We start from the raw sequence: 21,969 nt of genomic DNA on the forward strand, positions 1-21,969 counted from the left end.
TGTGTGAATGGTTATGAATCCGTATCATATTTTTAAAATCGTGCCATTGTCTGTCTTGCAGATACTGGCACGTTTTGTTGCGTGGGTGATTATCAAGACACCCCATTTGAGTATCATGCGTACAGTCAGTATCAATATGGCGTTAATTGCTCCTAAGCTGACTGATGTGCAAAAACAAGTGTTAACCAAAGAGATTATTTATCACCAGTGTTTGACCAGTATTGAATCGATCAAAAGCTGGGCCATGCCACCTGAGTGGAGTATCGCTCAGATTCGCGACGTTCATAATAAAGACATTTTATTAGAAGGACTTGCGAGTGCCAACGGCATGCTCGCTATCGTGCCGCATCTCGGTACATGGGAGATGATGAACGCTTGGCTCAATCAATTTGGTTCCCCAACCATTATGTACAAACCTGTCAAAGGCGAAATTACCAACAACTTTGTGCTACAAGGGCGTTCTAGGCTTAATGCGACCTTAGTACCAACCGATGGTAGCGGTGTCAAAGCCATATTTAAAACCCTCAAACAAGGTGGCTTTAGTATCGTCTTACCCGATCATGTTCCTGATCCTTCGGGCGGCGTGGTTGTGCCCTTTTTTGGTATTAAAACACTAACCAGTACGCTTGCTTCTAAACTTGCTAGTAAAACCAGATGCGCCTTGGTCGGCTTATCTTGTATTCGCCGTGACGATGGTCGTGGATTTGACATCTATTGTTATAAGCTTGATGATCCAGCACTTTATGATCGTCATGCCGAGACCGCCGCTTATGCACTTAACCAAGCCATGCAACAGATGATTGAAGAAAAATGCAGTCACTATATGTGGGGCTATCGACGTTTCAAACACATTCCCACATTAGGAAATCCTTACAACGTTGATGAAGAAACTTTGGCCAAATTCATTCTCGACAACAAGCGGGCTGATCAAAACGTTCATGATACAACCACGCGCGCTGACAATGAGCAATAACCTTACAATTAGCCAAACGTTTAGAGATATCGTGAATCCTAGCTGTGATAGTATTGGCTGACTTTTGTACCTTTAAACGTTACTAAGGCGTGTTCTCATTTCAATCGATCGTCCTATAAATGGATTAAAGATGGCTAAATTTTGCCAAACAGCGTCAAATAGTCAGTCAATAGCTCGATATTGTCTGCACTACTTTTTCATTTGGCGACAATTTATCTCATTTTCATCATCATGTTAAAAATGAGAACACGCCCTAAATATTTTTTATTTATATTAATATGAGTGCATTATGGCAACTGACGTAACCAATACCTCATCGACAGACCACACGCATGCACGCAGCAGCACTGCTGAGCAGCGTTATGTTATCTGTATGAAATGGGGTGACAAATACGGCGCTGAGTACGTCAACCGTCTTTATAATATGGTCAGTCGCCATTTGACCTTAGACTTTCAAATGATCTGCCTCACTGATGATAGCAGCGGTATCGACCCTGCTGTGACTTGCCATCCTATTCCAAAGATGGATTTGCCTGCTGGACCTGAGCGTGGTTGGAAAAAACTCACGACTTTCAAACCTGAACTATATGGTCTTAAAGGTGTGGCTTTATTTTTAGATATCGACATTGTTATTGTTGATAACATAGACGCCTTTTTTACCTATCAAGCTCAGCACAAAGACAGCGTGGTAATTATCCGTGATTGGAAAAAACCGTGGCGAATGATCGGTAATAGCTCTGTTTATCGTTTCAATATTGGCATGAACACTTATCCTGATTTGCTCGCAAATTTTGAGCGTAACTTTGCCACCATTCGTACCCAAGTGCGCCATGAGCAGGCTTATCTGTCTAACTATTTACGTGAGCATCATCATTTAGAGTATTGGGATAAAACATGGTGTGTCAGCTTCAAGTACCAATGCATCGCCCCTATTCCCTTTAACTTTGTGCGTGCGCCTACTCTGCCGGATGGCGCAAAGATTGTCATCTTTCATGGTGAGATTAATCCGCCAGATGCCATCAATGGTAGCGGCGGCAAGTGGTATCGTCATGTTAAGCCAAGCCCTTGGCTAAAAGATTATTGGCGATAAACCCATAGGAAATACCATGAAAGCAGATGATGAAAAGCAAATAGATATTGTGATTGCTTGGGTAGATGGTGATGAGCCACTGCTTAAAAAAAAGAGAGCGCGTTATCAAAAAACAACCAGCGCGGCATCTGATGCTATCAGCTCAACACGTTTCGCCAGTAACGATGAAATATATTACAATATTGCCTCCATCATAAAATACGTACCTTTCTGTCGACATATCTATATCGTCACCGACCAACAACAACCGGCACTGATTGAAGCATTTGCTGAACAAGATATTTGTGCAAAAGACAAGATACGTATCATCGATCATAAAGACCTCTTTGCGGGCTATGAGCAGTTTTTGCCTACTTTTAACACGCGGTCTATTGAAAGCATGCTATGGAATATCTCAGGCCTGTCTGATTATTTTATATACATGAATGATGACTTTTTCTTCAACCAACCTGCTGTTATCACAGATTTTTTAGATGACGACACGATTATCATTCATGGTCATTGGCGAAAAAACACCCTCCTACAAGCCAAACTTCAATATCGAAAATCTCTACAAAAATTATCGGGCAAAAAAGTTCAACCCAAACATACGATTGCTCAAATGCTCAGCGCTAAAATCTTGGGGATGAATCAGTTTTTTGAAGTGCACCACTATCCCCATATTGTCGATAAGAATATTTTAAAAAACTATCTTTTGCATAACCCTCAGCTATTGATTGAGCAAATTCAATATAAGTTTAGAGATGTGGCTCAGGTAAATCCCATTACCTTAATGAATCACCTAAAGATTCAACAAGGACAAGCTTGTCTCAAGCCGCCCGTAGCAATCAACTATCTAAAAAATGAAAATGGTGTTGAGGATTTTTTAGCAGGTTTGCAAAAAAAATCTGTCAAATATGGCTGCATACAAAGCTTAGACTTGCTGGACTCTAACTCCCGTAGCAATATTACCGAGGCGATGATTCAGAAGTTTTCCCATCATCTGCCATCATCGTTATTGCTAAATCTCACTAAATAAAACTAATCTTATAATAATAAAAATATAACCTTGGAATTTTTATGAAAATAACAGTAGTAGGTACAGGCTATGTCGGCTTATCCAATGCTATGTTACTTGCCCAGCACAATAAAGTAATCGCTGTCGATGTCATAGCAGAAAGAGTCGAGATGTTGAATGCCAAGCAATCTCCTATTGAAGATCCAGATATTGAAGATTTTTTACTCAACAAACCCATCGACTTCACAGCCACTTTAGATGCCAAAGCAGCTTACAAAGACGCAGATTTTATTATTGTTGCTACCCCTACGGATTACGACTCAAAGACCAACTATTTCAATACCAAAAGTGTTGAAAGCGTCATTGAAGAGGTCCTGAGTATCAATAAAAGTGCGCTAATCGTTATAAAATCAACAGTGCCCGTCGGCTATACCAATGACATTAGAAAACGATTTTTGACAGATAACATCATTTTTTCGCCTGAATTTTTACGCGAAGGCAAAGCGCTATATGACAATCTTTACCCTTCGAGAATTATCGTCGGTGAGCAGTCGGAGCGTGCAAGACAATTTGCAGATTTGCTTTTGGAAGGTGCGATAAAGAAAGACGTTCCTCAGCTATTTACTGAATCTACTGAAGCTGAGGCCATTAAATTGTTTTCCAATACCTATCTAGCAATGCGTGTTGCTTATTTTAATGAGCTAGATACGTATGCCCAGACTTTTGGGTTAGATACCAAGCAAATTATTGAAGGCGTAGGATTAGACCCGCGTATCGGCAATCATTACAATAATCCATCGTTTGGCTATGGTGGCTATTGCTTGCCTAAAGACACCAAACAGCTATTGGCAAATTATGATGACGTCCCGAGCAACCTTATCCGAGCTATTGTTGATTCTAATAGCACTCGTAAAGATTTTATTGCTGATAAAATCATTGAAAAGCAACCAAAAATTGTTGGTATTCATCGACTAGTGATGAAAAGTGGCTCGGACAATTTCAGAGCGTCTGCTATTCAAGGCATTATGAAGCGTATCAAAGCAAAAGGTATCGAAGTGGTTGTCTATGAACCCGTGTTAAAAGAAGAAGAATTTTTTAACTCAAAAGTCATTAAGGATTTGGACGCATTCAAAGCCATGAGCGATATTATCGTGGCGAACCGCTTATCTGCAGACATCCAAGATGTGTCGCATAAAGTGTTTACTAGAGATTTATTTGGGAGCGATTAATGAAAATTTTAGTGACTGGTGCTGCAGGTTTTATTGGCTTTCATTTAATTAAAGCATTGCTGGGCAAAGATTGCTTTATTGTCGGTATTGACAACCTAAACTCGTATTATGAGGTTACGTTAAAAAAAGACCGTCTCAAAATCCTAAACGAACAATCAAACGAAGATACCTTTAGTTTTATCACCTTAGATCTGGCTGACCGAGAAGCAATGGCCAGTTTATTCGCTGAACATGGCTTTGATATCGTGATTAATCTCGGCGCACAAGCGGGCGTGCGCTATTCTATCGAAAAGCCACATGAATACATTGATTCCAATGTAGTAGGATTTCTGAACGTGCTTGAAGGCTGTCGACAGACTCAGGTAAAACATTTGGTATACGCCAGCTCTAGCTCTGTATACGGTATGAATATCAAGCAGCCTTTTAGCACTGGAGATCGTGTAGATTATCCCATTAGCTTATATGCTGCGACTAAAAAATCTAACGAATTAATGGCACACACCTATAGTCACTTATACAATATTCCCACGACAGGGTTACGCTTTTTTACGGTCTATGGCCCTTATGGTCGCCCTGATATGGCCTACTTTTCATTCACCAAAAAAATACTGGCAGGCGAGCAGATAGATGTCTATAACAATGGTGAGATGCAACGTGATTTCACCTACATTGATGATATTGTCGAAGGCATCACTCGTATTATCGATAAAATCCCAGAACCACAACAATCTTTTGCGACCACGGCAATCGCACCTTACCAAATCTATAATATCGGTAATAACCAACCCGTAACGCTGCGCCGCTTTATTATCGCGATTGAAAGTGCATGTGGTAAAAAAGCCAAAGAAAACTTGTTGCCCATGCAGCCAGGTGACGTCCCAGCGACTTATGCCGACATAGACGAGCTAACAGCCGACATTGGCTTTAGACCAGAAACCAGTATCGAAGATGGCATCTTAAAATTTGTAAATTGGTACAGAGCCTATTATCTAAAAGAACCAACAGAATCACAGCAAGCATAAAACTCGATAAGTCATAGAATAGATATAGCAAGGAAGAGTCAACCTATGAAGACATTGACATATTTGATCAATTTAGATGGAAGCGATACGCGCTTAGAGAGCGCAACTCAGCAGTTAGAGCAGATAGGCTGGCCGTTTGAGAGGATACCTGCCTATGATGGTCGCGGTAAAGAGCTATCTGATTTTGTAGATTATGATGATTTTCAAGCCAGAAAAAATCTAGGACGTGGCTTATTAAGCTCCGAAATCGGCTGCTATCTAAGTCATTACAACTGCGCTGAACAATTTTTGCAGACGGATGCTGACTTTTTGGTGGTACTAGAAGATGATATGACCTTGTCTACCAGCTTCAAGACAATAGTCAATGAAACCCTAGCGTTTTTATATGCTCATCCAACGTTGGACTGGTACTTGATAAATCTTGCAGCAAAAAAGAAAAAGCTTGCTCGGGATATCGTGAGCTTTGATAAACATACATTATGGCACGCCTATTATTTTCCTATTCGTGGTCTTGGCCTCATTTGGTCACGTAAGGGTGCTGAAGCATTTATAGCAGCCGCCAAACCCATCTCTATGCCCGTTGATATATTTTTCCAACAATGGCTGAGTGACAATGGGAAAGGCTTGGGCGTTTGGCCTGCATTGGTACAGCCCTTGGGACTTGACAGCGATATCTTAGGAACCGAGGCTTCGCAAAACATAAAACGCAAAGACAAAGAAAATCGAGACTTGTCCTATAATATAAAAAAACAGAAAAGAATGTGGCAAAATAAAACCACAGCTGTTGCCAACTTATACCTAAACAAGTAGTTTATATTTTATGAAAAATATCGTAATAAGTTTAGAATCTGCGGTAGAGCGCAGAAAGCATATAAACGAAGAGTTTGGTAAACATAAAGTAGATTTTGAGTTCTTTGATGCGTTAACTCCAGATTTAGCTAAAGATTTTGCCAACAATTTAGGTTTAAACCTTAAAGATGCTAAGTTAACTCCAGGTGAACTAGCTTGTATGATGAGTCATGTAGCTATCTGGAAAAAAACGATTGACGAAAACATCCCTTACGTTACTGTCTTTGAAGATGATATCTATCTAGGTGAAGACGCTGAAGAATTACTGAACAGATCTACTTGGATTAAGCCTGAGTGGAATATTATTAAGATTGAAACTGTTCTTAAAAAAATTATCTATGCTAAGAAATCTTATAACATACAGGGAGTAACAAGACAGTTGCACCAATTAAAAAGTAAACACTTAGGTACTGGTGGCTATATACTCTCTCTGAAAGGATCTCACACTTTTTTTAATTATATAAATAAAACAATTTTACGCCCCTTAGATGAACTAATTTTCGAAGAGTTTATACTAAATTATGATGAGCCGATATACCAAATGAAGCCCGCTTTGTGCATACAGGAGATAATTTTAGCTGGCCCAGACGCAGACTTATTATTACCAAGCCTACTCATCAATGAACGTAAAGATAGAATGAAAGCTAATAAAACAACAGGGTTCAATAAAGTACGTAGGGAGTTAAAGAGAGTTGCTCAGCAAACGAAAAAAGCATTATTAGCTAAAGAGATAGCTTTTAAATAATTTCATACCTTTAAATAATGCATATAAATTTACAGCTTGAACTCATTTACTGTCTTACAGGGTAATATATGTCAATTATAAACAGCTCTATAGAAAATCTAAAAAAAGTTAAATATGGCGTTCGCGGTGGTTGGCAATCTATAAAAGATATTAACTCCCGATCGGGACTTAGTATTTTTGATTATACGGAGCTAATGAAACCCTTAGACTTCTATCCTTTTGTACCCCATAAAGAAAATAATTTATATGGAAATGGGAGTGTCATCCAAGCTAGTTTCCCACATTTAGATTTTAGTGAGACTACAATTGAACATGGCTTGTATATTGGTAGTCTTGTTCCCTCACGCCATCTTAAAAGTCGATTTAAGAATATCATTACTTTTTCAGAGTATAGAAAAAAATTTATTGGCGCTAAGACAGAGCAAAATATCATTGCTGTTGGTCCCTACATTAACTATGCAAAGTCTCTCTATGACTCTGAAAAGCTACTGTCAGAGAAAGATAAATTGGGAAAAACTTTGGTTGTTTTCCCTTCCCATTCTATTGATAGTGTATATGCTCATCACAATATTACAGAGTTCATTAAGTACATTGAAATTTTTAAGGAAAAATATAGTTTTGACTCAATCTTAGTCTGCATGTACTGGAAAGATATTGAATTGAATAACCATAAGGAATATGAGCTATCAGGCTTTAGAATTGTAACTGCTGGGCATTCTTATGATGCTAACTTTCTTTCGAGATTAAAAACCATACTGCTAATTTCGGATGCTGTGTTAACTAATTCTGTAGGCACTCATGTTGGCTACTCTGTATCATTAAATAGGCCTATTCAAATCTGGAATGGTAGCAAACTAGAATACTTACCTATTCTAGGGCAGGAAGATGAAGCTAAAAAAGAGCTGAGCCAACGGCAAGGTGATGATTTAAATACACACTTAGATGATATTGAACATATCAAAACCATGTTTTTTGAGTTTGATGAAAGCATCTCCACCCCACAGCTTGAATGTGTAGAGTACTATTGGGGCAGCTCACCTTCTTATTTATTAGAAGCTTTTAAGTGACTAAAAGGAATTGGACATATGTATTCTATTAAAGACTTAAATCTTTTAGGCAAAGGAACTCAAAAACTTGTCTTTGAACATATTGAAAGTCCTGATAAAGTAATTAAGATAATGAGACCCGAGAACGCCACCGCAGATGGTGCTAGAGTTGGTCAACACTACTTACGAGCACATAGATCACAGGGCATTTACAGACAGTTCCGTAGAGAATTAATCCAATATCTGCAGCTATGCAAAACCAATTTTCATGAGAAAAACTACACCTTCCCCATTGAGACTGTACATGGCTTTGTAGGTACAGACTGGGGGTTAGGCCTAGTAACAGAAAAAATTATCAGTCCATCAGGCTCTCCTAAGACTTTATCCTACTTATCTAGCCATGATGAGTTTACATCAAAACATGCCAAAGCCTTGGATCAATTTTTTGATGAATGTTGTCATCTTCATATCGTTTTTGGAGAAGTTAATATTGCTGGCATAATGTACACTGAAAATAGAAGAGGTAGGCCTGAGTTCGTTCTCATTGATGGTATTGGAGATAAGCTAATAATACCCTTTAGATCTATGAGTAAAACTATTAACACTAGAAATGTTAGAAAAGTCGAGCGTAAAATAAAGTCTAAAATCCCATTTTATAATGATCCATTTCTCTAATATCTAATAGAAGAAAAGCTCTATTAAGTAAATCCAAATAATTAAGATAAAAGCTCATTCTTAATATATTTACATATTAGTTATCGAAAGCTTGTCAAACTAACAGGTGTGTTCTTCCTTATATCCTCTATAACCACCTTCCCAACAATCTTATCATAGAACTTAGGAGCAAGACCGAAACCAGGGCGTACACTGCGTATAGCATCTTCAGTAATGATATCACCCGCTTTTAAATCTTTTACAAAGTACAATGAGCGACGGAATTTCACGTTTGCTTGCTCACTACATTTACGGCCATAGTTGACTGAACCAAATGCTTGCCAAGCTGTTTTACTATCACGACATAAAGCAACTAAATCCTCAGGCTCAAGTGAGAAACTATCGTCAGGACCACCGCCGTTACGATCTAAAGTAAAATGCTTTTCAATAATTGAAGCACCTAACGCCACACTAGTAATTGCCGTTGTGTTGTCAATGGTGTGATCGGACAAACCCGTTACTAACCCGAAACGCTCTCTCATGTCTAAGAGAGTACGCAGATTATAATCTCCCGCGGGAGCAGGATAACCACTAACACAGTGTAAGATAGCCAATTCTTTACAGCCCCCCGATCGTGCGGCATCAATTGCTTCTTGTATCTCTTTGTCATCGGCCATACCAGTCGATATAATCATTGGTTTACCAGTACTTGCCACATATCGAATTAAGGGTAAGTCAATAGCTTCAAAAGAGGCAATTTTATATGCTGGAGCATTCAAGTCTTCTAACAGATCTACAGCTGTATTATCAAAAGGCGAGCTAAACATAGTAATATCTAATTCACGAGCATATTCAAATAAAGGCTTATGCCATTCCCATGGCATATGAGCTTTCTCATAAAGGCTATATAGAGTCTCGCCGTCCCATAACCCACCATGAATTTTGAAATCTTCAGAATCACTGTTTAATGTGATGGTGTCAGCAGTATAAGTTTGTAATTTTATCGCATCAGCACCTGAGGTTTTGGCCTGATTGATAATTTCTAAAGCAGTATCAAAGCTGCCATTATGATTAGCAGAGAGCTCTGCAATGATATAAGGGGCAGCATCAGTTGCGATCCTACGTCCTGCAATATTTATACTAGGGATATTAGACATAATTTAATTCTCATTATTATTAATTATTAGATAATACTCGTGGGCAAGTAAACCAAAGCAAATAACATCATAATATTTTTTACCATCGAAGTGATGTTGCTCTAGGATACCCTCTTCTTTAAACCCTAATCGTTTATGAAATTTCCTAGAAGCTTCATTAAAGTCTAAGGCTTGTCCACAGAGCTTATGAAGACGTAATATATTAAAAGCATAGTCTAAAGCTTGTGCACCAAGCTTCGATCCTGTTCCTTTAGGAGCATCTGGTGAAGTATAGAATCCCCAATCGGCAATACCACATTGAGCGATTCGATGAATATTTACAAAACCTAGAGGTTCACTATCTAATTCAAAGATTAAAAGGCTATAGCTACTATCTTTAGAAACCTTATTAAACCAATTTGTGTGCTCGGTTAAGGAAATCTCATGCTGGGTATACATATATCTACGAATATCAATATGGTTTCTCCAACTAATCACCAATGCTAGGTCAGACGACTGCATAGGCCGTAGTTTCAACTGAGATTTATTCATTATGGAAGCTCTTAATATGTTCTATAACCGTATATACACCCCTACCATCTAACACATCTGCGCTAGACTGACTCATCGCTTTTAGTTTATCTGGCATTTTTATAAACTCACATAGATATTCATTGATAACTTGAGCAAGGTTATGATCGTTTAACACAATTTTTACTGCATTTATAGAGCGTAAATTATTTGCAATATCCATTTGATTATCCGCGATAACTAACATAATAGTAGGTAAACCTAAGCAGCATCTCTCCCATGATGTTGATCCAGCAGCACCAATGGCTAAGTCGCTGTTAGCCATTAGCTCAGCCATATTGGAAACGCCAGTTTTAACTTCAGTATACCAAGGCAGTTGATTAGCCTTGGTTGTCACAGCATCTAACCATGGAGAGGTAGAGCCCATAACCACCGTAACCTTACATGACTTAGGTAAAGGTGCTTTTTTCAATAATTCCAATATATGTGAGGTTATATTATCCTTATCTACACCACCTAAGTTGATTAAGACGTGCTGTAAACTATTATCTTTTCTACGCTCTAAACTATACTGACGCCATTTAGAAAACTCTGGGCGTAGTAGTGCATAGGTAGTTCCACACAAAATTTCGCAGTGATTAGGAGCTAAGTTATGATAGTCTTGCTCATCACGACCGAATGTTTGATCAATTAATACTTCGCAATCATGCTTTCTATCTGCCAAATCGTCAATCACTAGAATATTATTGTAATGAGGTCTAAGCTTTTTCTCCCAATAACTATCTAGGGCGTAGTGATCAATAACCAGCCATTCCGGTTGTAATGTTTTAATGATCTCTTTGGTTTTCCTGGCATCTTCCTCTTGAGTAGATCCTAACCATTTAGAGTGGAATAGCACCGGCTCGTTATCGTTTTTTTTATTAAAGATATCCTGACTTTCTACCTCAAGCTTATAAGTGTCATAACCTTTTTGAGTGATAAGCTTTATCAGGTGACCCTCATGCTCACGACATATAAAATGGCACTTAGCGCCCTGATGCGCTAACTCATCAGCAAGAGTTAAGCAACGCATAACGTGGCCAGTACCTATTTGAATAGAGGCGTCACAGCGGAAGACTATATTCATATTTAATTTAGTCTTTTAAAACCACTGTGGCAGACTGGGCCATCTAATAAACCCTCTACAGATCGTCCTTGTTCACACTCTTTTATCAAAGAAAATATAGGATCAAGAGCCTCCATATAACCTTCAACAATAGGTTTTGTATGTTCGGTACATACATACACAACATTACTAGCTAGATAGCCCTTCTTTAACATCTCTTGAGTAACTAAGGTTTTGTAATATAAGTTCTTTTCACTAGTAAACGAAAATCCTGTTAAGGCCGGAAGTCCAAATTGACTAATCTCTAGCTCATACTTATCAGCCAGTTTTTGCCAGCTGTTTTTAATATTAAGACCCGTTTGAGTGATAGTATCCCATGATTGAAGTTTCTCCATAACCTCTAACGTTTTTAGCCCAGCTACAGAGCCTATACGTTCAGTCCAGAATGTGCTACTTATAAATGATGACTGTGCTGCCTCCATAACTTCTCTTTTTCCAATCGTGGCAGTCACAGCATAGCCATTCCCTAAAGCCTTACCAAACATTGCCATATCAGGCTCAACACCATACTTCTTATGAATCCCACCAAAGGTCTCACGGAATCCTGATGTACACTCATCAAATATAAGCACTATATTCTTGTCAGTAGCAAGCTTACGAACCTTATGTAAAAAATTATCTTCAGGCCCCTTATTACGTACCACTTCCATTTTTATAACGCCAATGTCATGTTTATTGACTAGTGCTTCTAGCTCTTCAAAATTATTGTAGTTAAAGGGAAATACTGTACCTCTAAGATTTTGAGGTACACCTTTCGGACTCAGACCAGGTAATAAGTGACCTGCTAAGTTTTCTGAATCTCCAAGGTTTGCTGATAAATACCAGTCATGCCAACCGTGATAACCACAGACAGCTACCTTTTCTTTACCTGACGCTGCTCTCGCAATACGTATTGCAATCGCATTCGCCTCTCCGCCTGTACGAGCAAAACGCACCATATCCGCCCAAGGATGTAGCTCAATTAGCTTCTCAGCTAGGTAAACCTCCTCAGGAGCATTCAATGTTGACATGTTACCTTGATAAATTACAGAGTGAACTGCATCATCTACTTCTTCGTTGCCATAACCTAGTGTATTAGTTCCTATGCCCATAATACACATATCAGTAAATTGGTTACCATCTAAATCCCAAACTTGGCAACCTTTCGCTTTACTAAAGTATGCAGGCCAATGCTCTGGTAAAAACATTTCTGCACGCTTAGAAAGCAGCATGTTCCCGCCAGGAATAACTGACTTAGCTCTTTTCCAAAGTTTTTGACCGGTGCCCATATTAGCTCCTTCATTACGTTTAATATTTCTATTATTATCAAATAACATAGGTTTCTGTTTTTGCAACTCATAAACCTCATGCCAACTGAAGTATATATTAGGTGAAAAATGGTCAAAAATGTTAGAAATCACCTCAAAATCGACAGGCTCATCAACGGTCCATCGCAAGTCCGACAGATCCTCAGTATAGCTAATCGAATGAGTCTTAAATTTACCGCTATTTCTGATATATGGCGTAACATGCTCTTGATCGAATAAAGATGTAGTCTCTTTTAGTGCACGCTCTAATGCTTTCATAGTGAACACTTCAATATCTAGACCATCTGGATAGGTCGCTGGACTAGTATTGCTTAGATAGTCAACTCCATGATCTTTAAAATCATTAATTGCAGTATCTACTAGATTAGCATCGACAAGTGGACAGTCTCCCGTTATCCGTATAACTATATCAGCATTATGAGCTTTAGCAGCTTGATAATAGCGTTCTAAAACATCGTTCTCACTACCTCTTTCACAGACATAACCTAAACTTTCTACATGTCTTACTAATAAATCGTTTTTCGGATCAACTGATGTAGCTACAATTATCTGATCAATCTGTTCGGATTTAGCCAAGCGTTTTAACAAAACCTCTATCATAGGGGTTCCATTAATTTCTTTCATTACTTTATTGGGAAGTCTTGTTGACCCCATCCTGGCCTGAACGATAGCGACAGTTTTCATAGTTGACTCCATAAATGGGGGCTTAATAATTTTTCATCATGACAAAAGAGACTTGAAGGTAGCATAGGTAAGTTACCTTCAGCTGCCGTTATAATTTCTTGCAACTGATTGGCACTATCTACGCCTACCACAACCTTTTCAATCTGAGGCATAGATAAAGCATGACGTATACATGCTTCTAAAGGGGTTAGATTATTTTCCTTTAACCATTCTTCCCACTTTGTCCAAAGCCGTGACCACTGATTAAATTTACTAGATCGTTCTTTTTTTTCCATCAATAGTAAGCCCTGAAGAAAAATAGACCTTACATGCAAGCTTGTATCTTGAGCTGTTAATGCATCGAAGGCACCTGAGTCTTGCAATCTTGTATCTAAAACATTAAATGGAACTTGAATTAAGTCAAAGTGAAAATTTCTACTAAGGTTTATAAATTCATTAGGAGAGTAAGTTGAAATTCCTATACGCTCTGTTAAACCTCCACTCTTTAAGGAATTCAGAGCAGCATATATTTTCGCCCCAATTTCTGAGTGGAGTTGCTCAGGGCGATGAAGAAGTACAGCATTTACTTTAGATGTTTTTAACCTATTCAAAGAGCTTGTCATTTGCTCTTCAACCCAGCCTGTGATATCTAAGATATCTTCTGGAATAGAAGGCAATTTAGTAACGATATCAAAACTTCCAAGGTTATGCTCACCCAGCACTTTTTCGCTACTACCGTATGCAATTGCAGTATCTAATGTATGGACACCTTTTGCTTGCGCTAGATCTAAAATCTTACCTACTTCTGAACTACTTACTTGCCCATTTTTATTAGATATTCCATAAGGCAGACCGAACTGTACTGTCCCTAAAGCAATCTTTAAGCGAGTATTTTTTTTAAGCATATAAGAAGCCCATATCTCTTATTATTAAATGTAATCTTACTTAAGACGAGCTTACGTCTCTTAGTTTTTTAAAAGCAGCTTCTTAAGATTCGCCACTACTTCTTGCTGCTGTTCATATGATAATATTGGAAACATAGGCAAGCTAATAGCTTCTTTATAATACTGCTCAGCTTCAGGAAACTGTCCTGCTTCAAAACCTAACTCTTGATAATAAGGTTGTAGATGTATGGGAATATAGTGAAGGTTCACTAAGATACCCGCTTCACGCATACCATTAAATACTTCAAGCTGAGTTTTAGATATTTTATCTAACTGCAATCGAATCACATATAAATGAAGACCTGAGTAGCTATCATCACTCTGCCAAGGCAGTGTAATAGGCAAATCTTTAAGTAACTCATTATAACGCTCAGCAAGCTCATGGCGTTTAGCAACATATTCATCTAGACGTTGCATTTGAGAAACACCTAGGGCAGCTTGCATATCCGTCATACGGTAATTGTAACCAAGCTCCATTTGCTGATAATACCAAGGACCATCAGCCGGCTTAGTCATCAAATTTTCATCACGAGTAATACCATGACTTCGTAGAAGATTTAACCGCTCTGCTAATTTAGGATCATTAGTAACCGCCATGCCACCTTCAGCAGTAGTAATAATTTTTACAGGATGGAAGCTAAATACGGTAATGTCACTGTATTGACAATTGCCAATAGGCTCATCCTTATACTTACCACCAATACCGTGAGAGGCATCTTCAATAACTTTAAACCCATACATTTGTGATAAAGCATAAATAGCGGCCATATCACAAGGCTGACCACTAAAGTGTACAGGAACGACGACTTTAGGGAGTTTACCTTCTTTCTCTGCGATAATAAGCTTGTCTTGCAATGCTTTAACACATAGATTGTAGGTATGAGGATCGATATCAACGAAATCCACTTGGGCACCACAGTACAAACCACAATTGGCAGAAGCTACAAACGTATTGGGCGTTGTCCACAACCAATCATCTTTACCTAAACCTAATGCTAGGCACGCAATGTGTAGTGCAGATGTGGCACTATTAACTGCCACGCCATACTTTGCATTACAAGCATCCACTACTGATTCTTCAAATGCTGAGACTTTTGGTCCCTGAGTTAAAAAATCAGATTTTAATACCTCGACTACTACATCAATATCTTGTTGGCTAATATCTTGGCGACCATAAGGAATCATTTAGATGCTCCCGATTTTTTCACGGTTGGTTTCTATCCACTCTTGAAGTTGTTCATCGCTCATCCACTCAGTATTATTGTCACTGGCATAAACGAATCCTTCAGGAACACGTTTACCATCTTTGATACGAGCAGGGTCAGTCGCCCATCCATTAATAGTTGGCAATATTTTGAAGTGCTCTAAATACTCGTAAGTATAATAAGCGTCTTCTGCACTAATCATTTGCTCATGCAGCTTCTCACCTGGACGAATACCTATAACGTCTTGCTTCGCTTCTGGTGCGACGACACGAGCTAAGTCAATCATTTTCATTGATGGAATCTTCTTAACATAGATTTCACCTCCAATCATATCTTCGAAAGCATGCCAAACCAGCTCAACACCATCTTCTAATGAAATCATAAAACGAGTCATACGTTTATCAGTAATTGGCAGTACACCTTTATCTTTTATAGACATAAAGAAAGGAATTACTGAACCACGAGAGCCCATTACATTACCATAACGCACCACTGAGAACTTGGTACCATGCTGACCAGAGTATGAGTTGCCTGCGACAAAAAGCTTGTCAGAAGCTAACTTAGTTGCACCATATAAGTTAATAGGGCTACTGGCCTTATCAGTAGATAGCGCAACAACCCCTTTAACACCCTTATCGATACAAGCATCAATTAAATTCATTGCCCCGTTAATATTCGTTTTCACGCATTCAAATGGATTGTATTCAGCCGTAGGAACAATTTTGGTTGCAGCAGCATGAACTACATAATCCACATCATCTAAAGCGCGGTATAAGCGTTCTTTATCACGAACATCACCGATGAAAAAACGAACCCTGTCATCATTTTCAAAATTTTTGGCCATATCCCACTGTTTCATCTCATCACGTGAGAAAATTATTATTTTCTTTGGATTATATTTAGCTAAAGTCATTGGTACGAATGTATTTCCAAATGAGCCTGTACCACCTGTAATTAAAATGGTTTTATCTGTGAACATAGTTTTCCTCAAAAAAATAGATATTGAAAGTTAAAAGCCAAAACATTATAAATATAGTCAGTCCAATATAAAATATATATCCAATATCACAAAATAGTTTATTTAATTCATTACCTATCACTCTTGGCATAGAAAATTAGCCTACGCCCACTTCTGCTCGATGGGATTAAGACTAGGATGACAGCCAAAGAATGCGGTGACCATGCATATTGAATGGTTTTTCAATACGTTCCTGCTTATGCTACCTATCACGATCCCACATGGTGTTTTTAAGCTTGAAATAAGTATGTATTTGTAATAATCACATGCCAATTCGCACTTTTATATACATACTTAATAGCAAGCAGCATCGTTTATACACAACCCAATGACGTTGGATATTACGCTAAACCAGTGCTCATAAAGCGACCTTTCATTAAATGTTGGACGCGATCCAACAGTTTGAAGCACAAAAGACTAGATAAAAGAAGCCAAGTGCACTTAGTGTTCAAAAGCAAATACTACTAGCCTTTACTTATTGGTGTGAATACCAGACGCTTTATCACATCAATATAGACTACGGAATTTATGAGTCTTTTCCTAGCTAGGTTAGCCGTAGAGTAAAAAAACATACTTGTTAACTCTAGTAATTTTACATTACCCAAAAGCCTTCCTAATATAGGATCGATGATGATGTCAATTGGACACTAGTCGTTGTCGATGTAGCAGAAATCCTTACAGAGCTCACACAAAAACTAAAGAGATTAGTATAGTTGTCAGAAAAAATAGTATCCCTTAACAACTCGATTGATCACCAATTGGAAAATAAGCTATATATCAGATGTTCAAATCATTAAAGATTCCGCCCAAAAATTTAGGCTGTATAAGGAAATTTACCCTGACTGACTTCTTAATGATATTAAACTATTAGCTGATAGCGACTATCAGAGCATCTCAAATAAGCCAATCCATACCTAGCTAAACTCTGTATTATGGTTGAATGTAAAGTAGGCTTAGTCAAAAATTTTAAAATCGTCAACCATAAATATCGCAATCGTCGTTAGCGCTATGACCTCAAAATAAATCTATTCACTTGTATTGTTAAATTCGATCTTAGCTTATGACTCTTACAACAGCTCTATTGTTCATAAAAAAGCTAAGACCTCAAGTAATCTTAGCTTTTTTTATCTCATACAACATAATTTTAAATATTAATCAATAAAACTTAACCAATCCATATACTGCTCATTGCGACCATGGACCACATCAAAGTACAAGGTCTGTAGCTGCTCAGTCAAAGGTCCTCGGCCACCATTTCCGATATTACGATCATCATATTCACGGATAGGTGTGACTTCAGCCGCCGTACCCGTCATAAATATCTCATCCGCCAAATAAAACTCATCACGAGTGATGCGACGTTCAACGACCTTGATGCCTAGATCATCAGCAAATTGAATGATAGTACGACGCGTGATACCGTCAAGTGCACCGCCCGCTAAATCTGGCGTATGTAGCACACCATCTTTGACTAAGAATAAGTTTTCGCCTGCCCCTTGGCAAACATAACCCTGCGGATCCATCAAGATAGCTTCGTCATAGCCATTACGAGTGACTTCTTGGTTCGCCATGATAGACACAGGATAGTTGCTCGAGGCTTTTGCCTTACACATGGTCACATTGGTCATATGGTGAGTAAATGAAGAAGTTTTTACACGGATACCGTTTTTGATACCCTCTTCACCCAGATAAGCGCCCCAATGCCAAGCAGCAACCATCGCATTGATACTATTATCACGTGACGATAAACCAAGCTTTTCTGCACCGACCCAAATGAGCGGACGAATATAGGCTTCTGCCAAGTTGTTTTGCTTGACCACATCTTTGTGCGCCTGCTCCAGAGTCGCTGCATCAAACGGTACATTCATTTGAAAGATTTTTGCAGAGCCTAACAGACGCTCGGTATGCTCTTTTAGGCGAAAAATTGCCGTACGATTATCAGCGGTTTGGTAAGCACGCACACCTTCAAACACAGCCATGCCATAATGCAAGCTATGCGTCAGCACATGGACTTTGGCATCTGGCTGCTCAATCATTGTGCCATTCATCCAAAGCTTACCATCTTGTGTTGCCATATTCATTTTATAATCCTTATGTTAGCACTAACGGCTATTTTTTTAGGTATAGTCGACGCACGTATAAATGCTTCGACTAGAGGTTTTAATTAATCGTATCTATCAACATCATATGATAACACCGCAGCGTCAAATTTTATTGCTAAAATATAGTGTTATCCTTACTAAGAAATAACCAACAACTGACAGCTTTATCGTAATGTGTCGCCGATTATATCACTGGCGGTGCTAGCAAATGAAATCTTTTAGTTTGAGTATCACAGGCTATTATTTATAAGCAAAAACCTTCTTAAGAATTGGGCGAATCGTCATCTGCCAAATTAACACCCATCAAATGTTGCCATTGCGCTTGTACTAATGCTCGTGTTTCTTTCCACAGTGACTCATCCACCAATAGCGATTGCTCTGATAGTGCCAATTGATGAGTAGCAGCACGAATTCTGAGGTAGGCATCCGTTAAATCTTGGCAGACTTGCTCCTCCCAAATACCCAGTGATGCCACTTCTTCGAAAATACGAACGTTGTCGCTCCATTTGGTCAGGCTTGGATGCTCATGCGAATAAGCCAATACTGCAAATTGCGCTAAGAACTCGATGTCGATGATCCCGCCTGCATCTTGTTTAAGATGAAACTTACCTGCTTGTTGTTGCCATTGACTGGTGCCCAGATGTTTTTGCATCTTAATACGCATACTGGTGACTTCTGTACGCACCTGCTCTATCGTGCGCGGTAATGATAATACGTCTCGGCGAATATCACAAAAGCGGGCCGTCACTCGCTTGTCACCGCAAATCGCTCGTGCCCGTACCAAGGCTTGATGCTCCCACGACCATGCCTTTTCTAGCTGATAGGTTTCAAAAGCATGACAAGACACCACCATCATGCCAGCATTACCTGAGGGGCGCAGACGCATATCAATCTCATAAGCGCGGCCATCTCGAGTTTGGGTGTTGAGATAGTTCATCAGCTTTTGTACCAAACGGGCAGCAAACTTCATACCGCTGACTGATTTTTCACCCGTAGTCATGCCCTGCTCTTTTATCTTATGCAAAAACACCAGATCCAAATCTGAAGAATACGACAGCTCTAGCCCGCCAAGCTTGCCATAACCAATGATGGCAAAACCGCAGTCTGCCTCAGTCACTGGGTCGCCATCTTGACCAATAGGATAGCCGTAGCGTTTGACAATTTCTGCAAAAGCCCGTTCTAATGCGGCTTCTAGTACCACCGCTGCGATATAAGTGAGAGAATCCGACACCTTCATAATCGGACGCTCAGCCAATACATCACTGGCGGCAACCGCCAACACTTGGTTCTTCTTAAATAGTCTTAATACGCTGAGCAGCTCTTCTTCGTCATTAGGCTCTACGCGCAATAGTTGTTGACGCAAAATATCACGCAACTCTGGCTTGTCCGGCAAGTGGCGATAGCGCTGCTGTAAAAAAGTATCTAAGAGCACAGGATAATGTGCCAACTCTTTGGCAATCCAAGGACTGGCCGATAGCATGGGTATCAGCTCAATTGTCGCATTGGGATTTTCTGCAATCATCACCAAATAGATAGAACGACGACAAATCGCTTCGAGTAATGTAATGAGACGCGGCAAAGCGGTATTGGCCAATTGCTGCTGCTCTTGATGAGCGAGTAACGCATGGATAATCACAGGATAAGCGTCATCCAACCGCTCGCGAGCCTCATCGCTTAAGTTAGCGACCATCTTTGACTGCCAAAAATCTTGTAATAGCACTCGGTTTTCTGCCGTTAGCACATCATTCAATCGTGCAATCTGTTCATCAAGATGTTCGGGCTCAAGATCTGTGTCTTCATGATCCGGTACCTGACGTTCGGTCACCATACGCTCAAAGGGAACATTGACATTGTCTCGGTGGTGGTTGAGGGTATCTAACAGTGCGTTCCACTCGTCAAACCCAAGGGTAACCGCCAAGTTATACTGCCACTGCGGATCATGTGGCAGGCGCTGAGTCTGTTGATCATTAATCGCTTGAATGGCGTGTTCAAGCCGACGTAAAAAACGATACGCGGCTTGGAGCTCTTGATAAGTAGTCCTCTCTAGATACTCAAGCTTATGTAATACCTGCATTGCTTGTAAACAAGATTTCACCTGTAATTGAGGATGCCTGCCACCATAAATCAACTGAAAGGCCTGCACAATAAACTCAATGTCTCTGATACCACCAGCACCCAGCTTGATGTTATCCAAATCCTCCCGCTGAGCGACTTGGTTTTGAATAAGGGATTTCATCTCCCTGAGCGCTGAAAAAGCACTATAATCCACGTAATAACGGAAAACAAAGGGCTTAATGAGCGCTTGTATCTCATCATAAAACGGCTGTTCTAGCTGCCCGACTACTCGCGCTTTTAGCCATGCAAAACGCTCCCATGCACGTCCATGTTGAGAGAAGTACTTCTGTAATGCGGACAGATGAATGGCCAAATCACTACCGTCACCCCAAGGGCGCAAACGCATATCGACCCGAAAGACAAAGCCATCAGCCGTCTTTTGATCCAGTAATTTAATAATACCTTGACCAAGCCTTGTCATAAACCGCTTATTATCTATGCTGCGCGTGCCTTTTGATTTATCACCGCTGGTTACACCACGAGCCTGATGAACAAAGATAAGGTCGATATCACTCGATAGGTTCAGCTCATGAGCGCCAAGCTTACCCATCGCCATAATCGCCATGTCATCAATTTGCACGTTACCTTTAGCATTGACAAAAGTCGGTTCGCCGTACTGTTTAATCAAATGCTGGTAGGTATAATCTTTGGCAAATGAGATACAGCCGTCTGCAAACTCAGACAGCTCGTCGGTCAATTGCTCAAGTGCTATCAGTTGTAAGGCATCTTGCCAAATCCAGCGCATCATCAGCAGTGTACGTAGATGACGCAGGCCACTCATCACCTTCACTTCATCAGCAAGTTGGTAATTATCATCTAACGTATAATCTTGAATCAAATCATCGATTTGCTGCCGAGTTAAGGTTCGATCTAACGGGTAGCTACGTAAAAACGTTTGGCATGAAACCGTTCGACTCTCCCAAATTTGATAAGCGAACTCGCTTGCCGTCTGCAATATATGCAGCTGTTCGGTTGTATACTGACAATCTGTACCATAGGTTGCACGTGAAGGCATAGCGGGTGACATAGGGAACATAACTCCTTGCATAGAGAGATAAGACTACGTGAACTTAGCGCATAAGTTTATCGTTTTTTCTTACGAAGCAGTCACAGCATCAACTAACGATACGCAATATGTCAGATATTTAATATAAAACTACGTTTAATGACAGTGACCC

At 39.5% G+C, this 21,969-nt stretch carries 18 protein-coding genes; 9 read left to right on the forward strand and 9 right to left on the reverse strand.

Annotated elements, in window-relative coordinates; all coding sequences use genetic code 11:
- The first annotated feature begins 13 nt into the window (after positions 1 to 13).
- From JMY05_RS05330 to JMY05_RS05370, 9 genes are all read left to right on the forward strand, one after another.
- Complete coding sequence (locus tag JMY05_RS05330) at positions 14 to 973, forward strand: lysophospholipid acyltransferase family protein (RefSeq protein ID WP_045447823.1); 960 nt, start codon at positions 14 to 16, stop codon at positions 971 to 973.
- A 373-nt stretch (positions 974 to 1,346) separates the two neighbouring features.
- Entirely contained in the window at positions 1,347 to 2,063 is a 717-nt protein-coding gene (locus JMY05_RS05335; RefSeq protein ID WP_404816123.1) for a glycosyltransferase, read from the forward strand.
- Between the two features lie 16 nt (positions 2,064 to 2,079).
- The gene (locus JMY05_RS05340; protein WP_201614392.1) at positions 2,080 to 3,081 is read left to right on the forward strand and encodes a Stealth CR1 domain-containing protein; all 1,002 of its coding nucleotides are present in this window, start codon (positions 2,080 to 2,082) and stop codon (positions 3,079 to 3,081) included.
- 41 nt (positions 3,082 to 3,122) lie between these two features.
- Positions 3,123 to 4,289 carry a nucleotide sugar dehydrogenase gene (locus JMY05_RS05345; RefSeq protein ID WP_045447816.1) on the forward strand — a complete coding sequence of 389 codons (1,167 nt, stop codon included), beginning with the start codon at positions 3,123 to 3,125 and terminating at the stop codon, positions 4,287 to 4,289.
- Positions 4,289 to 5,311 (forward strand): NAD-dependent epimerase, encoded by a 1,023-nt coding sequence (locus JMY05_RS05350; protein ID WP_201614394.1) that lies wholly within the window; start codon positions 4,289 to 4,291, stop codon positions 5,309 to 5,311. The genes JMY05_RS05345 and JMY05_RS05350 overlap by 1 nt, the downstream gene beginning before the upstream one ends.
- 45 nt (positions 5,312 to 5,356) lie before the next feature.
- The gene (locus tag JMY05_RS05355; RefSeq protein WP_201614396.1) at positions 5,357 to 6,121 is read left to right on the forward strand and encodes a glycosyltransferase family 25 protein; all 765 of its coding nucleotides are present in this window, start codon (positions 5,357 to 5,359) and stop codon (positions 6,119 to 6,121) included.
- A 10-nt stretch (positions 6,122 to 6,131) separates the two neighbouring features.
- Positions 6,132 to 6,905, forward strand: coding sequence for a glycosyltransferase family 25 protein (locus JMY05_RS05360; protein WP_045447813.1), 774 nt, complete (start codon positions 6,132 to 6,134; stop codon positions 6,903 to 6,905).
- Positions 6,906 to 6,973: 68 nt separating this feature from the next.
- Positions 6,974 to 7,972, forward strand: coding sequence for a hypothetical protein (locus JMY05_RS05365; protein WP_201614398.1), 999 nt, complete (start codon positions 6,974 to 6,976; stop codon positions 7,970 to 7,972).
- 18 nt (positions 7,973 to 7,990) lie between these two features.
- Positions 7,991 to 8,626 (forward strand): YrbL family protein, encoded by a 636-nt coding sequence (locus JMY05_RS05370; RefSeq protein WP_201614400.1) that lies wholly within the window; start codon positions 7,991 to 7,993, stop codon positions 8,624 to 8,626.
- A gap of 80 nt (positions 8,627 to 8,706) precedes the next feature.
- On the opposite strand, the gene pseI is transcribed toward JMY05_RS05370, so the two are convergent.
- From pseI to glnE, 9 genes are all read right to left on the reverse strand, one after another.
- Complete coding sequence (gene pseI / locus JMY05_RS05375) at positions 8,707 to 9,762, reverse strand: pseudaminic acid synthase (RefSeq protein WP_201614402.1); 1,056 nt, start codon at positions 9,760 to 9,762, stop codon at positions 8,707 to 8,709.
- A gap of 3 nt (positions 9,763 to 9,765) precedes the next feature.
- Positions 9,766 to 10,293, reverse strand: coding sequence for a UDP-4-amino-4,6-dideoxy-N-acetyl-beta-L-altrosamine N-acetyltransferase (gene pseH / locus JMY05_RS05380; RefSeq protein ID WP_227678115.1), 528 nt, complete (start codon positions 10,291 to 10,293; stop codon positions 9,766 to 9,768).
- Positions 10,286 to 11,398 carry a UDP-2,4-diacetamido-2,4,6-trideoxy-beta-L-altropyranose hydrolase gene (gene pseG / locus JMY05_RS05385; protein WP_201614404.1) on the reverse strand — a complete coding sequence of 371 codons (1,113 nt, stop codon included), beginning with the start codon at positions 11,396 to 11,398 and terminating at the stop codon, positions 10,286 to 10,288. Before pseG ends, pseH begins: the two co-directional genes overlap by 8 nt.
- Positions 11,399 to 11,400: 2 nt before the next feature.
- Positions 11,401 to 13,428, reverse strand: a complete 2,028-nt coding sequence (locus JMY05_RS05390; RefSeq protein ID WP_201614406.1) for an aminotransferase class III-fold pyridoxal phosphate-dependent enzyme — start codon at positions 13,426 to 13,428, stop codon at positions 11,401 to 11,403.
- On the reverse strand, positions 13,425 to 14,312 hold the full coding sequence (locus JMY05_RS05395; protein ID WP_045447804.1) for an aldo/keto reductase: 888 nt from the start codon (positions 14,310 to 14,312) through the stop codon (positions 13,425 to 13,427). The genes JMY05_RS05390 and JMY05_RS05395 overlap by 4 nt, the downstream gene beginning before the upstream one ends.
- Positions 14,313 to 14,372: 60 nt before the next feature.
- Positions 14,373 to 15,536, reverse strand: a complete 1,164-nt coding sequence (gene pseC / locus JMY05_RS05400) for a UDP-4-amino-4,6-dideoxy-N-acetyl-beta-L-altrosamine transaminase (RefSeq protein ID WP_045447802.1) — start codon at positions 15,534 to 15,536, stop codon at positions 14,373 to 14,375.
- Positions 15,537 to 16,535 carry a UDP-N-acetylglucosamine 4,6-dehydratase (inverting) gene (gene pseB, locus JMY05_RS05405; protein WP_201581268.1) on the reverse strand — a complete coding sequence of 333 codons (999 nt, stop codon included), beginning with the start codon at positions 16,533 to 16,535 and terminating at the stop codon, positions 15,537 to 15,539.
- A gap of 1,190 nt (positions 16,536 to 17,725) precedes the next feature.
- Entirely contained in the window at positions 17,726 to 18,655 is a 930-nt protein-coding gene (locus tag JMY05_RS05410; protein ID WP_045447800.1) for a branched-chain amino acid transaminase, read from the reverse strand.
- Between the two features lie 283 nt (positions 18,656 to 18,938).
- Complete coding sequence (gene glnE / locus JMY05_RS05415; RefSeq protein WP_201614408.1) at positions 18,939 to 21,818, reverse strand: bifunctional [glutamate--ammonia ligase]-adenylyl-L-tyrosine phosphorylase/[glutamate--ammonia-ligase] adenylyltransferase; 2,880 nt, start codon at positions 21,816 to 21,818, stop codon at positions 18,939 to 18,941.
- Between the last annotated feature and the right edge of the window lie 151 nt (positions 21,819 to 21,969).

Origin of the sequence: Psychrobacter sp. JCM 18902 (genome assembly GCF_904846615.1) — a bacterium.
Classification (GTDB): Bacteria; Pseudomonadota; Gammaproteobacteria; order Pseudomonadales; family Moraxellaceae; genus Psychrobacter.

Coding starts and splice junctions, on each gene's coding strand:
- glnE (WP_201614408.1), bottom strand. CDS start 21,818: ATGTCACCCGCTATGCCTTCACGTGCAACCTATGGTACAGATTGTCAG.
- JMY05_RS05410 (WP_045447800.1), bottom strand. CDS start 18,655: ATGAATATGGCAACACAAGATGGTAAGCTTTGGATGAATGGCACAATG.
- pseG (WP_201614404.1), bottom strand. CDS start 11,398: ATGAATATAGTCTTCCGCTGTGACGCCTCTATTCAAATAGGTACTGGC.
- JMY05_RS05365 (WP_201614398.1), top strand. CDS start 6,974: ATGTCAATTATAAACAGCTCTATAGAAAATCTAAAAAAAGTTAAATAT.
- JMY05_RS05350 (WP_201614394.1), top strand. CDS start 4,289: ATGAAAATTTTAGTGACTGGTGCTGCAGGTTTTATTGGCTTTCATTTA.
- pseH (WP_227678115.1), bottom strand. CDS start 10,293: ATGAATAAATCTCAGTTGAAACTACGGCCTATGCAGTCGTCTGACCTA.
- pseI (WP_201614402.1), bottom strand. CDS start 9,762: ATGTCTAATATCCCTAGTATAAATATTGCAGGACGTAGGATCGCAACT.
- JMY05_RS05345 (WP_045447816.1), top strand. CDS start 3,123: ATGAAAATAACAGTAGTAGGTACAGGCTATGTCGGCTTATCCAATGCT.
- JMY05_RS05355 (WP_201614396.1), top strand. CDS start 5,357: ATGAAGACATTGACATATTTGATCAATTTAGATGGAAGCGATACGCGC.
- JMY05_RS05340 (WP_201614392.1), top strand. CDS start 2,080: ATGAAAGCAGATGATGAAAAGCAAATAGATATTGTGATTGCTTGGGTA.
- JMY05_RS05370 (WP_201614400.1), top strand. CDS start 7,991: ATGTATTCTATTAAAGACTTAAATCTTTTAGGCAAAGGAACTCAAAAA.
- pseC (WP_045447802.1), bottom strand. CDS start 15,536: ATGATTCCTTATGGTCGCCAAGATATTAGCCAACAAGATATTGATGTA.
- JMY05_RS05360 (WP_045447813.1), top strand. CDS start 6,132: ATGAAAAATATCGTAATAAGTTTAGAATCTGCGGTAGAGCGCAGAAAG.
- JMY05_RS05395 (WP_045447804.1), bottom strand. CDS start 14,312: ATGCTTAAAAAAAATACTCGCTTAAAGATTGCTTTAGGGACAGTACAG.
- JMY05_RS05390 (WP_201614406.1), bottom strand. CDS start 13,428: ATGAAAACTGTCGCTATCGTTCAGGCCAGGATGGGGTCAACAAGACTT.
- JMY05_RS05330 (WP_045447823.1), top strand. CDS start 14: ATGAATCCGTATCATATTTTTAAAATCGTGCCATTGTCTGTCTTGCAG.
- JMY05_RS05335 (WP_404816123.1), top strand. CDS start 1,347: ATGAAATGGGGTGACAAATACGGCGCTGAGTACGTCAACCGTCTTTAT.
- pseB (WP_201581268.1), bottom strand. CDS start 16,535: ATGTTCACAGATAAAACCATTTTAATTACAGGTGGTACAGGCTCATTT.